This window comes from Kitasatospora sp. NPDC056184 (assembly GCF_042268405.1).
Taxonomy (GTDB): Bacteria; Actinomycetota; Actinomycetes; order Streptomycetales; family Streptomycetaceae; genus Kitasatospora.
This window is the reverse complement of sequence record NZ_JBHJUI010000004.1, coordinates 125,430-138,290: the sequence shown is the minus strand read 5'-3', so window position 1 is coordinate 138,290 and position 12,861 is coordinate 125,430. Positions and strand designations below refer to the sequence as shown.

The 12,861-nt window shown below is 74.6% G+C and carries 13 protein-coding genes; 11 read left to right on the top strand and 2 right to left on the bottom strand.

The annotated features are described in order from the left end of the window. Nucleotide 1 precedes the first annotated feature (1 nt). From ACFC0B_RS10550 to ACFC0B_RS10515, 8 genes are all read left to right on the top strand, one after another. A complete protein-coding gene (locus tag ACFC0B_RS10550; RefSeq protein ID WP_376085104.1) occupies nucleotides 2–403 on the top strand; it encodes an acyl-CoA thioesterase in 402 nt (133 codons plus the stop codon). Then, nucleotides 400–2,799 carry an FAD-dependent monooxygenase gene (locus ACFC0B_RS10545; protein ID WP_376084594.1) on the top strand — a complete coding sequence of 800 codons (2,400 nt, stop codon included), beginning with the start codon at nucleotides 400–402 and terminating at the stop codon, nucleotides 2,797–2,799. Before ACFC0B_RS10550 ends, ACFC0B_RS10545 begins: the two co-directional genes overlap by 4 nt. Next, entirely contained in the window at nucleotides 2,796–3,800 is a 1,005-nt protein-coding gene (locus ACFC0B_RS10540; protein ID WP_376084592.1) for a carbon-nitrogen hydrolase family protein, read from the top strand. The genes ACFC0B_RS10545 and ACFC0B_RS10540 overlap by 4 nt, the downstream gene beginning before the upstream one ends. Further along, nucleotides 3,797–4,921 (top strand): cupin domain-containing protein, encoded by a 1,125-nt coding sequence (locus ACFC0B_RS10535; RefSeq protein ID WP_376084590.1) that lies wholly within the window; start codon nucleotides 3,797–3,799, stop codon nucleotides 4,919–4,921. The genes ACFC0B_RS10540 and ACFC0B_RS10535 overlap by 4 nt, the downstream gene beginning before the upstream one ends. A 16-nt stretch (nucleotides 4,922–4,937) precedes the next feature. Next, entirely contained in the window at nucleotides 4,938–5,843 is a 906-nt protein-coding gene (locus tag ACFC0B_RS10530) for a fumarylacetoacetate hydrolase family protein (protein WP_376084589.1), read from the top strand. 61 nt (nucleotides 5,844–5,904) lie between these two features. Beyond that, nucleotides 5,905–6,666, top strand: a complete 762-nt coding sequence (locus tag ACFC0B_RS10525) for an Asp/Glu racemase (protein WP_376084587.1) — start codon at nucleotides 5,905–5,907, stop codon at nucleotides 6,664–6,666. Between the two features lie 87 nt (nucleotides 6,667–6,753). Further along, nucleotides 6,754–7,635 (top strand): PaaX family transcriptional regulator C-terminal domain-containing protein, encoded by an 882-nt coding sequence (locus ACFC0B_RS10520; RefSeq protein ID WP_376084585.1) that lies wholly within the window; start codon nucleotides 6,754–6,756, stop codon nucleotides 7,633–7,635. Next, nucleotides 7,635–9,269, top strand: coding sequence for an amidohydrolase (locus ACFC0B_RS10515; protein ID WP_376084584.1), 1,635 nt, complete (start codon nucleotides 7,635–7,637; stop codon nucleotides 9,267–9,269). Before ACFC0B_RS10520 ends, ACFC0B_RS10515 begins: the two co-directional genes overlap by 1 nt. A gap of 13 nt (nucleotides 9,270–9,282) precedes the next feature. On the opposite strand, the gene ACFC0B_RS10510 is transcribed toward ACFC0B_RS10515, so the two are convergent. Then, the gene (locus ACFC0B_RS10510) at nucleotides 9,283–9,801 is read right to left on the bottom strand and encodes a hypothetical protein (RefSeq protein ID WP_376085102.1); all 519 of its coding nucleotides are present in this window, start codon (nucleotides 9,799–9,801) and stop codon (nucleotides 9,283–9,285) included. 324 nt (nucleotides 9,802–10,125) lie between these two features. Between ACFC0B_RS10510 and ACFC0B_RS10505 the strand changes: the two genes are divergently transcribed. From ACFC0B_RS10505 to ACFC0B_RS10495, 3 genes are all read left to right on the top strand, one after another. Then, nucleotides 10,126–10,434, top strand: a complete 309-nt coding sequence (locus ACFC0B_RS10505) for a hypothetical protein (RefSeq protein ID WP_376084582.1) — start codon at nucleotides 10,126–10,128, stop codon at nucleotides 10,432–10,434. Further along, nucleotides 10,431–10,691, top strand: coding sequence for a hypothetical protein (locus ACFC0B_RS10500; protein ID WP_376084580.1), 261 nt, complete (start codon nucleotides 10,431–10,433; stop codon nucleotides 10,689–10,691). The genes ACFC0B_RS10505 and ACFC0B_RS10500 overlap by 4 nt, the downstream gene beginning before the upstream one ends. 188 nt (nucleotides 10,692–10,879) lie before the next feature. Next, a complete protein-coding gene (locus ACFC0B_RS10495) occupies nucleotides 10,880–11,344 on the top strand; it encodes a hypothetical protein (protein WP_376084578.1) in 465 nt (154 codons plus the stop codon). A gap of 115 nt (nucleotides 11,345–11,459) precedes the next feature. Here ACFC0B_RS10495 and thiI read toward each other — a convergent pair whose 3' ends face one another. Continuing rightward, complete coding sequence (gene thiI, locus ACFC0B_RS10490) at nucleotides 11,460–12,737, bottom strand: tRNA uracil 4-sulfurtransferase ThiI (RefSeq protein ID WP_376084576.1); 1,278 nt, start codon at nucleotides 12,735–12,737, stop codon at nucleotides 11,460–11,462. Nucleotides 12,738–12,861: the final 124 nt, after the last annotated feature.

Sequence of the window (12,861 nt, the reverse complement as noted above, 5' to 3'; positions counted from 1 at the left end):
CGTGAGCACCGAGCGGCGCGTCGAGTGGTCGGACACCGACGCGGCCGGGCACTACCACTTCTCGGCCGTCCAGCGCTGGGCCGAGGCCGCCGAGGCGACGCTGCTGCGCCGGCTGGGCCTGGACGGGCTGTTCGGGCGGATCCCCCGGGTGCACTTCGAGGCGGACTACCGCGAGCGGCTCTGGTTCGGCGACGTGGTCCGCACCGAGCTGCGGGTCGAGCGGGTCGGCGGCTCCTCGCTGCACTACGCCTTCGAGGTGCACGGGCCGCACGGCCTGGCCGCCAGCGGGCGGATGTCGGTGGTGCACGCCGCTCCGCACGCCAAGGGCGCCGAGCCGTGGCCGGAGCAGGTGCGCCGCACGCTGGCCGCCGCCGGACGCCAGGAGCCGGAGGTGATCCGGTGACGGCCGGCGCCGGCCGCGTCGCGGTGATCGGCGGCGGGCCGGGCGGGCTCTGGTTCGCCGCGCTGGCCCGGCAGTCGGCACCCGAGCGGGAGATCACCGTCTTCGAACGCGACGGCCGCGACGACGAGTTCGGCTTCGGCGTGGTGTTCTCCGACGAGACGCTGGACGGCGTCGCCGGGGCCGACCCCCGGGTGTTCGCCGCGATGAGCGCGGAGTTCGCCCGCTGGAGCGACATCGATGTCCGCCACGCCGGCCGGGTGCGCACCTGCGGCGGCCACGGCTTCGCGGCACTGGACCGCAACCGGCTGCGCGCGATCCTGCAACGCCGCTGCGCGGAGCTGGCGGTGGACGTCCGCTACCGCACGCCCGCCCCGCCGGTCGAGCGACTCGCCGAGGAGTACGACCTGGTGGTCGCGGCGGACGGCATCAACTCGGGCACCAGGACGGCGTACGCCCAGGCCTTCCGGCCGGAGCTGGACGAGCGGAGCGCCCGCTACATGTGGCTCGCCACCGACCGGGTCTTCGACGCCTTCACCTTCGTCGTCGAGCGCTTCGACTTCGGCGTGCTCCAGGTGCACGCCTACCCGTACAGCGCCGAGCGGTCGACGTTCATCGTGGAGCTGGCCGAGGAGCCCTGGCGGCGGGCGGGCTTCGAGGCCCTGGCCGCACGGGAGTTCGCGCGCGGCGAGAGCGACACGGCGAGCGTGCGGCGCTGCGCGGAGCTGCTCGCCGGGCACCTGGACGGACACCGGCTGATCCCGAACGCCTCCCGCTGGATCCGGTTCACCACGGTGCGCAACGCCACCTGGCGGCACCGGAACGTGGTGCTGCTCGGCGACGCGGCCCACTCGGCGCACTTCTCGATCGGCTCGGGCACCAAGCTGGCCCTGGAGGACGCCCTGGCGCTCGCCGCGAGCCTGAACGAACAGCCCACGCTGGACGCCGCGCTGGCGGCGTACGAGGCGGAGCGCCGGCCGGTGGTGGAGTCCACCCAGCGGGCCGCGCAGGCGAGCCTGGAGTGGTTCGAGACGATCGGCCGGCGGACCGGCCAGGACCCGGACCGGTTCGCGTTCAACCTGCTCACCCGCAGCCGCCGGGTCACCTACGGGAACCTTCGGGACCGCGACCCCGGGTTCGTCGCGGCGGTGGACGCGGCCTTCGCGGGGGCGGACGGCACACCGCGCCTCCCGCCGATGTTCCGGCCGCTGAAGCTGGGCGCGCTGGAGCTGCGCAACCGGGTGGTGGTGCCGCCGCTGGCCACCTTCACGGCCGTCGACGCGCTGCCGAGCGCCTTCGACCGGGCACAGCTGACCGCGCACGCGCTCGGCGGCGCCGGGCTGGTGCTCGCCGGGATGACGGCCGTCTCCCCGGAGGGCCGGGTCGCCGACTGCCCGGGCCTGTGGAACGACCGGCAGGAGGCGGCCTGGCGCGAACTCGTCGACGCGGTCCGGGCGGTGAGCGACACCCCGCTCGGGATCCAGCTGACCCACGCCGGCCGCCGGGCCGCGACCGCCGGGCCCGCCGGGAGCGGCCTGCCGCCGCTGGCCGCCTCACCGCTGCCGTGGACGCCGGACGGCCCGCTGCCGCACGCCGCGAACGACATCCAACTCGCCGCCGTCGCCGCGGACTTCGCAGAGTCGGCGGAGCGCGCGGCGCGGGCCGGTTTCGACGTGCTGGAGCTCCAGTTCGGCCACGGCCACCTGGCCTCCGGCTTCCTGTCGCCGCTCACCAACCGGCGCTCCGACCGCTACGGCGGCCCGCTCGCCCACCGGCTGCGGCTGCCGCTGGAGGTGCTGGCGGCGGTCCGCGCGGCGTGGCCGGCCGGGCGGCCGCTGCTGGTGCGGATCTCGGCGAGCGACTGGGCGCCGGGCGGCACCGGCGAGGCGGAGGCGGTCGCGATCTGCCGCGCGCTCGCGGACGGCGGCGCGGACGCGGTGGACGTCTCCACCGGGGAGGTGGTGGCGGAGGAGCGCCCGCCGTTCGGGCGCGGCTACCAGACGCCGTTCGCCGAGCTGGTGCGGCTGGCCACCGGCCTGCCGACCGTCGCGGTCGGCGCGATCTCCCACCACGACGACGTCAACTCGGTCCTGCTGGCCGGGCGGGCGGACCTGGTGGCGGTCGGCCGGGCCCAGCTGTACGACCCGCTGTGGACGCTGCACGCCGCCGCCGAGCAGGGGTACGCGGGCCCCGCCGCGCGCTGGCCCGAGCCGTGGGCCCCGGGCAGCCGCCGGCCGCCGACGCCGGGGTCCGACCGGGTGGCGCCGCGGCTGCGGCTGGTCCGCGAGCCGGCCCCGCCGGTGCACCGCCGGTGGCGGCCCGGCCCCGCCGCACGCCCGGGCCCCACCGGGCACCCCGAAACCGTCGAAGGCCCCGAGCGCCACCAGGAGGAGCGATGACCGAGCCCGTGGCCGCCGCGCTGCGGCTGCCCCGCTTCACCGCGGCCGCCGTCCAGGCCGCACCCGTCTACCTGGACACCGCCGCCACCGTCGACAAGGCGGTCGCGCTGATCCACGAGGCGGCCGGGAACGGCGCCTCGCTCGTCGTCCTCCCCGAGGTGTTCGTCCCCGGCTACCCGTACTGGAACTGGACGATGAACCCGGTGCAGGGCTCGCCCTGGTACGAGCGGCTCCACCGCGCCTCGGTGGACGTGCCCGGCCCGCACGTCGACACGCTGCGCGCCGCCGCCCGGCGGGCCGGCGTGGTGCTGGTGATCGGCGTCAACGAGCGCGGCCCGCACAGCCTCGGAACGCTGTACAACACCCTGCTGACCATCGACGCCGACGGCGAACTCATCGGCGTCCACCGCAAACTGGTGCCGACCTGGGCCGAGAAGCTGACCTGGACGCCGGGCGACGGCAGCACCCTGCGCGTCCACCGCACGGCCGTCGGCCCGCTCGGCGCGCTCGCCTGCGGCGAGAACACCAACCCGCTCGCCCGCTTCACCCTCCTCGCGCAGGGTGAACTCGTCCATGCCGCGAGCTACATCGCCCTGCCCGTCGCCCCCGAGGACTACGACATGGCGGAGGCGATCGCGCTGCGCGCCGCCGCGCACTGCTTCGAGGGCAAGGTGTTCACGGTGGTCTCCTGCTCCACGATCTCGCCGGACATCGTGGCCGAGATCGCGGGCGAGGACCAGCAGCTGCGCAAGCAACTCTCGCGCCCGCGCGCCGCGTTGTCCGGGATCTTCGGACCCGACGGGCGCCCGGTGACCGAACCACTGGTGGACGAGGAGGGCATCGTCTACGCCGAGATCGACCTCGGCCGCTGCGTGCAGCCCAAGCAGATGCACGACATCGTCGGCCACTACAACCGCTTCGACGTCTTCCGGCTGCACGTGGACAACCGACCGCTGCGGCCGCTCACGTTCGACCAGCACCCTCCGAAGGAGGAGGAATGACCGGCAACCCCGCCCACGACGACGACCGGATCGGCCGATCCCGGGTCACCGAGAACCCGGAACTCGCCGCCTACTACGAAGAGTTGGCGAAGGTCGACGCGGGCGCGCTGTGGACCGTCGCCAATGAGATCGAACCCTGGTACCCCCAGCCGAGGTCGGTACCGGTGCTCTGGCGCTACGCCGACCTGCGCCCGCTGGTCCGCAAGGCCCTCCCGCTGGTCACGGCGGACGACGCCGGGCGCCGCGTGGTCATGCTCGTCAACCCCGGACGGCGCGAACTCAGCGCCGCCGTCGGCCTGCTGTACACCGGCCTGCAGATCATGGGCCCCGGCGAGGCGATGACCGCGCACCGCCACCAGGCTTCCGCGCTGCGCTTCGTCCACGAGGGCACCGGCGCCTGGACGATCGTCGACGGCCAGAAGCTCAAGGTCGGCCCGCGCGATTTCGCCATCACGCCCAACAGCACCTGGCACGAGCACGGCAACGAGTCCGACGACGCCCCGGTGATCTGGCAGGACGGCCTGGACATCCCGCTGGTCAACATGCTCGACGCCAACTTCTACGAGGTGCACCCGGAGCTGTACCAGCGACCCGGCGAGGTGGTGAACTCCTCCCTGCTGACGTACGGCGGCAATCTGCTGCCGTACGGCGTCGAGACGTGGACCCGTCCCTACTCCCCGCTGCTCGGCTGGCCCTGGGAGCCCAGCCACCACGCGCTCACCCGACTCGCCCGCGCCACCGGGGGCTCGCCCTACGACGGCGTGATCATGGAGTACACCAACCCGGTCACCGGCGGATCGGTGATGCCCACCATGGGCGCCCACCTCCAACTGCTGCGCCCCGGCCAGGCCACCCGCGCCCACCGGCACACCGGCTCCGTCGTCTACACGGCGGCCAAGGGGCGCGGCGTCTCGGTGATCGCCGGACAGCGCTTCGCCTGGCAGCAGGGCGACATCTTCGTCGTGCCGTCCTGGGCCTGGCACGAGCACGAGAACCTCGACCCCGGCGAGGACGCCTGCCTGTTCTCCTTCAACGACTTCCCGGTGATGCACTCGCTCGGCCTGTACCGCGAGGAGGCCTACCCGGAGTACGACGGGCACCAGCCCACCGCCACCCCGTGACCAGGAGCCCGCACCCATGCGCCTGTTGACCTTCCGCACCCCCGGCACCGACGACCCGCGCCTGGGCGCCCTGCTCGACGGGGACCGCGTCGCCGACCTGTCCGCGCTGGCCGCGGCCGCCGGCGCCGACCTGCCCGGCGACCTGCTCGGACTGATCCGCGCCGGGGACCGCGCCCTCGCCACCGCCCGCGCCCTGGCCGACGCCGCGGCCGGGGAGGCGGCCTCCCTCCCCGCGCTCACCGAGGTGACGCTGAGCGCCCCGCTGCGCCCCGGCAAGATCGTCGGCGTCGGCCTCAACTACGTCGAGCACGTCGCCGAGTCGCACCGCACCCTGGACACCGAGCGCGAACTGCCCGACCGCCCCGTGCTGTTCAGCAAGCCCTCGACCGCCGTCACCGGTCCCGGACAGCCGATCCGGCACAACGCCGACCTCACCGAGCAGCTCGACTGGGAGTGCGAACTCGCCGTCGTCATCGGCGCCCCGGCCTTCCGGGTGGCCGAGGCCGACGCCTGGCGGCACGTCTTCGGCTACAGCATCGTCAACGACATCAGCGCCCGCGACCAGCGCCGCTCCGGCCAGTGGTTCTTCTCCAAGGGCCAGGACACCTTCGCGCCGTTCGGCCCGGTCGTGGTGACCGCCGACGAGATCCCCGACCCGCAGCGGCTCGACCTCTCGCTGCGCGTCAACGGCGAGCTGCGGCAGCGGTCCAACACCCGGCACATGCTGTTCGGGATCGCCCGGCTGATCGCCGACATCTCCTCCGGCGTGACCCTGGAGCCCGGGGACGTCATCGCCACCGGCTCGCCGTCCGGCGTCGGCGCCGGGATGGTGCCCCCGCAGTTCCTCCAGCCCGGCGACCTCGTCGAGGCGACCGTCGAGGGCATCGGCACGCTCGCCAACCCGGTGGTCGACGCCCGCTGACCGGCCGATCCCCGACCTCCGACCCCCGACCCGACCCGACCACGGAAGGACCGTCCCCGCCATGGCCACCACCTACCGGATCGGCCAGATCGTCCCGAGCTCCAACGTCACCATGGAAACCGAGGTGCCGGCCCTGCTGCGGGCCCGTGAACGGGTCGCACCCGAGCGGTTCACCTTCCACTCCAGCCGGATGCGGATGACCAGGGTCACCCCCGAACAGCTGCGCGCCATGGACGCCGAGTCCGACCGGTGCGCCGCCGAACTCGCCGACGCCCGGGTGGACGTGCTCGGCTACGCCTGCCTGGTCGCGGTGATGGCCACCGGCCCCGGCTACCACCGGGAGGCCGAGGAGCGGCTGCACCGGCGCACCGCGGAGAACGGCGCGCCCGCACCGGTCGTCACCAGCGCCGGCGCCCTGGTGGCCGGGCTGCACGCCCTCGGCGCGCGCAGGGTCGCCGTGGTCACGCCCTATCCGCGGCCGCTGGCCCGCACGGTCGTCGACTACCTGGGCCACGAGGGCATCGAGGTCCTCGACCACGCGGCCCTGGAGATCACCGACAACCTCGACGTCGCCGCCCACGACCCGGCCAAGCTCCCGGCGATCGCCGCCGGGCTCGACCACGGGCGGGCCGACGCGGTGGTGCTGTCGGCGTGCGTGCAGCTGCCGTCGCTGTCGGCGGTCGAGGAGGCCGAGCAGCGGCTCGGCAAGCCGGTGGTCTCCGCCGCGATCTGCACCACCCACCAACTGCTGCGCGCTCTCGGCCTGCCGGCCCACGCCCCCGGCGCGGGCCACCTGCTCTCCGGCGCCTTCGCCGAGGCCTGACCGGGCGAACACCGCCCGTACGAACGGCGGGCCCCGGACGGACGGCCCCGCTATGATCACCACGAGCTGCCGGGGAGGAGGCCCACCATGACGGAGAGCGCGCCCCGGCCGAGCTCGCTGATCCACACCGTCTACGGCGAGTTCGTCCGCCGCCTCGGCGGCTGGATATCGATCGCCGACCTGATCGCCCTGATGGCCGAGCTGGACGTCGACGCCCCCGCCGTCCGCTCGGCCATCTCGCGTCTCAAGAAGGCCGGCACCCTCCTCCAGGAACGCCGCGACGGCAGCGCCACCGGCTACCGGCTCTCCCCCGCGATGGACCCGGTGTTCGAGGAGGGCGACCGCCGGATCTTCCACAGCCTGGAACCCGCCGCCCTCGCCGACGGCTGGGTGGTGGCGGTCTTCTCGGTGCCCGAGTCCGAACGCGCCCAGCGCCACACCCTGCGCTCCCGGCTCAGCTGGCTCGGCTTCGGCAACGCCGCCCCCGGCGTCTGGCTGGCCCCCGCCCGGCTGCTGCCGGACGCCCGGCGGCTGCTGGCCCGGCTCGGCCTGGACGGCTACGTGCACCTCTTCCTGTCCGCCGAGTACGCGGGCTTCACCGACCTGCGCACGGCCGTCGCCGCCTGGTGGGACTTCCCCGCCATCGAGGCCCAGTACGCGGCCTTCACCGACGCCTGGCAGCCGGCCGCGACCGCGCTCGCCCCCGCGGAACCCGACCCCGCCGGAGCCTTCCGCGCCTACGTCCCGATGCTCGACCAGTGGCGCCGGCTGCCCTACCTGGACCCCGGCCTGCCCGAGCCGCTGCTGCCCGCCGACTGGAATGCCGTCGCGGCGCGGGCCGTCTTCACCGAGCTGCACGCCCGGCTCGCCGGGCCCAGCCTGGGGTACGTCGAGAAGCTCACCGGCCTGCCGCACGTCGAGAAGCCCACCGGCCTGCCGCCCGCCGTCCACCACCGCCAGGAGCCGTGATGACGCCGCCCCGCCCGCCCGCCGCGCCGCCCGCCGACCTGCTGGTGCGCGCCGCCGCCGTGCACACCCTCGTCCCCGGTGAGCCCGCGCGGCGCGCGATCGCCGTCACCGGCGACCGGATCACCGCCCTCGCCGCCGACCCGCACGGCCTGGACGCGCTGGCCGGACCGGCCACCGAGGTCGTCGACGCGCCGCACGCCACCGTGCTGCCCGCCTTCGACGACACCCACACCCATCTGATCCTGGCCGGCCACAGCGTCCACGGCGTCCCCGTCCACCGGGCCGCCGACCTGTCCGGGTTCCTCGCCCTGATCCGCGAGCGGGCCGCCCGCACCCCCGCCGGCGCCTGGATCCGCACCACCGTCAACTGGCAGGAGGTGAACCTGGCCGAGCAGCGGATGCCCACCACCGAGGAACTGGACGGCGCCACCGCGGACCACCCGGTGCTGGTCCGCCGCGGCGCCTACAACATGGTGCTCAACTCGGCGGCGCTGCGGCTCGCCGGCATCACCGCCGCCACCCCCGACCCGCCCGGCGGCGTGATCGAGCGCGCCCCGGACGGCCGGCTCACCGGGCGGCTGATCAACACGGCGACCGAACTCGTCGAACGCGTCCTGCCGCGGCCCGGTCTCGACGAGCGGATCGACGGCCTGCGCGCCGCCTCCGCCGACTACGCGGCCACCGGCATCGGCACCGTCCGCGACTGCCTCGTCCCGGTCGAGGACCTCGACGTGCTGCGCGCCGCCCGCGACCGGGGCGCGCTCGCCGTCCGGGTCCGGGCCCTGGTCTCCGGCTTCGCCGTCCGCACCCCGGAGGAGGTGGACGCGCTGCTGGACCGCGTCGACGCCTGGCGCGCCGCCGGCCACGAGGACGACCGGCTCTCCGTCTGGGGCGTCAAGTTCGGCATCGACGGCGGCTTCGAGGCGGGCGCGCTGGAGGAGCCGTACCAGGGACAGCCCTGCTACCACGGGCGGCTGCTCTGGGAGCCGAAGGAACTGGCCGACGCCGTCGACCGGGTCGTCGGACGCGGCCTGCGGGTCGGTGTGCACGCCTGGGGCGACCGCGGGCTGCGCACCCTGTTGGACGTCTACGAGGACGTGCTCGCGCGCCGCCCCGGCCTGCCCACCGGCACCCTGGTCGTCGAGCACGGCGGCCTCGCCCGGGCCGACCAGCGGGCCCGGGCCGTCGCCCTCGGCATCCCGGTGACCGTCCAGCACCCGCTGCTGCACGACGGCGCGCTCACCCAGCAGCGGGCCTGGGGCGCCGAGCGCACCGGCGCGCTGTTCCCGCTGCGCGAGTGGCTGGACGAGGGCGCGCGGCTCTCCGCCGGCTCGGACTTCCCGGTCGGCCCGTACGGCGCGATGGTCTCGGTGTGGGGCATGACCACCCGCGCCACGGTGGCCGGCGTGCTCGGCGCCGAGCACGCGATCGACCGAGCCGAGGCGGTCGCCCTGCACACGGTGAACGCCGCCCGGCTGACCGGCGAGAGCGCCGAGCGCGGGTCACTGCGTCCGGGCGCGCTCGCCGATCTGACGCTGTGGCCCACCGACCCGCTGAGCTGCCCCGTCGACGAGCTGCGCGAGCTGCTGCCGGAGCGCACGGTGGTCGGCGGCCGGACGGTGCACCGCCGCTGAGCCGCCCACCCGCTCAGGCGGGGCGCACCTCCTGGAGCAGCCCCCAGGTGAAGTCCGCCGTGCAGGCCCGGGGGCGGCCGTCGGCGTCCGGGGCGGTGAAGTCCAGCCGGAACCTGGTCGGCGCGCTGCCCTCGCGCGGCACGGCGGCCGGGAACGCCGTCCCGACGTCGGCCACCACGCAGCTCCACGGCGTCAGATCGGCGAGCGTGCGCAGCACCGGCGCCGGGGTGCCGGGCGCCCGCACCAGCCACGCGTTCAGCTCCGCCCCGCCCGGCCCGACGAGCACCTCGAAGCGCAGCCCGGGCCAGAGCGGCAGCACCCACTGCCGCGCCCTGCACCTCAGATCCCCGATCCACCGGTCCACCACCGCCTCCGGCCCACCGAGCACCGCCGTGTACCGCCGCCCACCGGAAGGGAACCCCGGCGCCCGCACCATCGCCTGCCACCGCCTGTTCGCCTCCCGCATCCCCGCCCGCGTCACCCCCAACCGCCCCAGCGCCTCCTCCACCAGCTCCGGCCGGAAGTCCGCCATCCGCCGCAGCAGCACCACCTGGAACTCCGTCACCCCGAACCCGTCCACCCCGGCAGGCTACCGACTCCGCCGGCCGCGCCCGAGCCTGACGCTGTCGATCACCTGCGGGCCGTATTCGCGATCTGGACCGTCGCCGGGACCTCACACCGCAGCAGAACGACTCCGGGAGGTGGCCGGGCCCGTCGGGCCACCTCCCCGGCGAGGGGTGGGCGGCGCGCTACTGGTCCGGCGTCTGCATATTCGAACGGATGCCCGGCGTATGGTGGTGTCGGCTCTGGTGTGGCGGGGGTGCCGCACCAGCCTTGTCTCTGGGGGGAGATCGAGTTGGCGGACGTCAACGTCGTTCTGCAAGAACTGCATGCGTCGGCGCAGGTGGCGAAGGGGCTCGCGGAGGAGCTCGGCACTCCGGTCCAGACCGCGCTGACCTCGGCCACGGCGGTGAGCGGTCAGCTCGCCGGCTGGTCCGTCGCCGGCGCGCTGGGGCAGCTGGGCAGCAGCTGGAGTGCGCCGCTCGCGGCGCTTCAGCAGCGGATCGCCGCCACGGGGACCAACCTCGATGCGAATGCCGCTGCTCACAGCCACGGCGAGCAGGCGACGGCCGGGGTCTGGAGCAAACCGGGGGCGACGCAGTGAACGGCCTCTACGAGCTGTTGGTGAGGTTCGATCCCGAAGGGCTGCGCGGGGTCGCGAGGAACTGGAAGGCCCTGGCGCACACGACGGAGACTGTGGGCTCTCGTCATCGTAGCCAGGTGAGCGGTCCCCTCCACCGGCAGTGGGAGGGGGCCGATGCCCAGGCGGCGTTCCCGTTCATGGCGCGCACCGAGCAGCAGCTCGATGTTGCCCGGGTGGAGGCGGAGGCGGTTGCCCTGACGACGAATCACAGAGCCTGAAGAACCAGGGAAAGATCATCGCTGGTCAGAATCCCACGACAGGCCCCAAGGAAGACCCGCTCTGAGGATCGATCCCCCACTGAGCCGACCCGGAGAAACCCATGGTCCGCCCACCCTCCCGCCCGTCCGCCATCGCCCTGAAGTACGTCGCGGCGGCGGCCCTGACGGTCTCGACCCTTGGAGCCTGCATGGCAAGCGACAGCACAGCCAAGGACGCTCCGCTTCCGGCCAAGTCCCGTGACGACGCACTCGCCTGGGCACGGCAGATCACCGAGCACCTGGCCCAGGCCGCCGGGATCCGGATCAACGCCGAGCCGGTCGAGCCGTTCTTCAGCCCCTGCACCGGCAGGAACGGGGAATCCGCGCCCGACGACCGCTTCACCCTCGCCTACGCGGTCCACAGCTATGTCCCCAACGTCCAGCACAACGACGTCGTACGCAAAGTCAGGGACGTCCTCACGACCGAAGGGCTCAAGATCTCCGAGTACCAGGAGACGCCCGCCACCCAGCCGAACTCGACGGTCACCGCACGCCACCCCGAGAGCCGGTACGTCGTCGACGTCTCGAGTACCGCCGGCGACGGCCGGATGGTCCTGGGCGTCACCACTCCCTGTCTGAAGCCCCCGTCCGCACCGACCGGGTCCACCCAGTAGCCCCGTCGCGCCAGCCCACCCGCGCCGTCGACACCCAGGTGGTGCGGGAGTACGACGAGACCCTGCCGGAGGGCCTGTTCTGACGCCGCACGCCCGCACCGCTCCATCGGCCCGGTCAGGCGGGGGCGGTACAGCCCGGACCGGTCTCGGGCGCCAGGTCCTCCTCCTGTCCGGGCCGCATCACCTGGACGTTCGCGAGCAGCGCCTCGACCACCTCGTCCAGGTCGAGGCGCCGCTCCACGGCCTTCAGCCGGCCGATCGGCGCTCCGGTGCTGACCCGCGGCGGGGCGAGCAGGCTGCAGCAGTCCTCGTCGGGCAGGACGGATATCGCGGCGGTGCCGAGGGCCCTGGCCTGGTCGATGATCTCCTGCTTGTCCCAGCCCACCAGCGGGCGCAGCACCGGCAGCGTCGCCGCCTGGTCCACGGCCGCCATGTTGGCCAGGGTCTGGCTCGCCACCTGCCCCAGGCTGTCGCCGGTCACCAGTGCCTGGGCACCCGTGGCCTCGGCCAGGGCGGAGGCGGTGCGCACCATGAGCCGGCGCTGGGCGACCACCTGGAGCGGGCCGGCGCCGGCGACGGCGAGCTGCTTCTGGGCCTTGCCGAGAGACACCACGTGCAGCTCGCCCGGCGGCTGGTAGCGGTTGAGCTCCCGGGCCAGGGCGTACGCCTTGTACACCGAGGCGGGGTTGGTGTACGGCGCGCCGCTGAAGTGCACGAAGTCGCAGGCCAGTCCGCGCCGCATGGCCCGGTGCGCGGCCACCGGCGAGTCGTAGCCGCCGGAGAGCAGCACCAGCGCCCGGCCGCTGGAGCCGACGGGCAGCCCGCTCAGCCCGGGGTACCGGACCGCCGACAGGAAGGTCTCGCGGCGGTCGATCTCCACGGTGAGGGTGACGTCGGGCGCGGTGAGGTCCACCCGCAGGCCGGCCACCCGGGGCTGCAGCCGGGCCCCGAGCTCCCGCTCCAGCTGGGAGGAGGTCAGCGGGAACGTCTTGTCGCGGCGCTTGACCCGCACCGCGAAGCCGGTGGCAGCCCGGCCCTCGCACGCGGTGCGCAGCACCTCCAGCGCGTTGGCCTCGATCGACTCCATGGTGCTGGGGACGCGCAGCGCCGGCTCGACCGCGTTGAAGCCGACCACGGTCCGCGCCCGCGCCACCAGGTCCTCGACGGGCACGTCGCCGCCGAGGACGGTGATGCTGTGCGGGGTCCTGATCCAGGTCGACCCGCCGATGCCGCGCAGCGCCGTCCGCAGGTTGTCCTCCAGCCGCCGGACGAACTGCCGGCGGTTGCGGCCCTTGATCGCGACCTCGCCGTGCTTGAGCAGCACGCAGCTCCCGTAGGGGTCGGTGGCGCCTCGCGCGGCGGGCAGGCGGGGCTCGTCGGTCGGGTGGTTCATGCGGAAGTCCTTTCTCCAAGGACAGTGTCCCCGGTCCGACGCGGCGGCCGGGACGGACAGGGCTGCCGGGACGGACAGCGGTGGCCGGGACGGGCCGGGGTGGCCGGGAGGGCCGCGCGGTGCC

Excerpts from the sequence above, each read along its gene's own strand:
- ACFC0B_RS10540 (WP_376084592.1), top strand. The coding sequence starts at position 2,796 with ATGACCGAGCCCGTGGCCGCCGCGCTGCGGCTGCCCCGCTTCACCGCG.
- ACFC0B_RS10535 (WP_376084590.1), top strand. The coding sequence starts at position 3,797 with ATGACCGGCAACCCCGCCCACGACGACGACCGGATCGGCCGATCCCGG.
- ACFC0B_RS10530 (WP_376084589.1), top strand. The coding sequence starts at position 4,938 with ATGCGCCTGTTGACCTTCCGCACCCCCGGCACCGACGACCCGCGCCTG.
- ACFC0B_RS10525 (WP_376084587.1), top strand. The coding sequence starts at position 5,905 with ATGGCCACCACCTACCGGATCGGCCAGATCGTCCCGAGCTCCAACGTC.
- ACFC0B_RS10520 (WP_376084585.1), top strand. The coding sequence starts at position 6,754 with ATGACGGAGAGCGCGCCCCGGCCGAGCTCGCTGATCCACACCGTCTAC.
- ACFC0B_RS10515 (WP_376084584.1), top strand. The coding sequence starts at position 7,635 with ATGACGCCGCCCCGCCCGCCCGCCGCGCCGCCCGCCGACCTGCTGGTG.
- ACFC0B_RS10510 (WP_376085102.1), bottom strand. The coding sequence starts at position 9,801 with ATGGCGGACTTCCGGCCGGAGCTGGTGGAGGAGGCGCTGGGGCGGTTG.
- ACFC0B_RS10495 (WP_376084578.1), top strand. The coding sequence starts at position 10,880 with ATGGCAAGCGACAGCACAGCCAAGGACGCTCCGCTTCCGGCCAAGTCC.
- thiI (WP_376084576.1), bottom strand. The coding sequence starts at position 12,737 with ATGAACCACCCGACCGACGAGCCCCGCCTGCCCGCCGCGCGAGGCGCC.